This is a genomic window from Micromonospora sp. DH13, from assembly GCF_020873825.1.
GTDB lineage: Bacteria > Actinomycetota > Actinomycetes > Mycobacteriales > Micromonosporaceae > Micromonospora > Micromonospora haikouensis.
The window spans coordinates 1-300 of the sequence record NZ_JAHWGR010000119.1 but is presented as its reverse complement, the minus strand read 5'-3'; the positions used below and the strand labels follow the sequence as shown (position 1 = coordinate 300).

Here is a 300-nt window from a genome sequence, read left to right as displayed (position 1 = left end):
AGGTATCCCACCCCACTTTGTGGGGGTAAGGCCCCCAGCTAGACGACTGGGTTGATAGGCCGGAGATGTAAGCTCGGTAACGGGTTGAGTTGACCGGTACTAATAGGCCGAGGACTTGACTACAAAGATTCTGCTCGCGTCCACTGTGCAACTCTGAACAAACAGACGGCCCTTGGGTTGTTTGATATGTTCATAGAGTTACGGCGGTCATGGCGGAGGGGAAACGCCCGGTTACATTCCGAACCCGGAAGCTAAGCCCTCCAGCGCCGATGGTACTGCACTCGGGAGGGTGTGGGAGAG

Annotated in this window: 2 rRNA genes; both read left to right on the top strand. The window is 56.3% G+C overall.

Annotated elements, in window-relative coordinates:
* Positions 1-123, top strand: a 23S ribosomal RNA gene (locus LPA42_RS33530); the annotation flags it as partial.
* 76 nt (positions 124-199) lie between these two features.
* Positions 200-300: ribosomal RNA gene (rrf, locus tag LPA42_RS33525) — 5S ribosomal RNA — on the top strand; the annotation flags it as partial.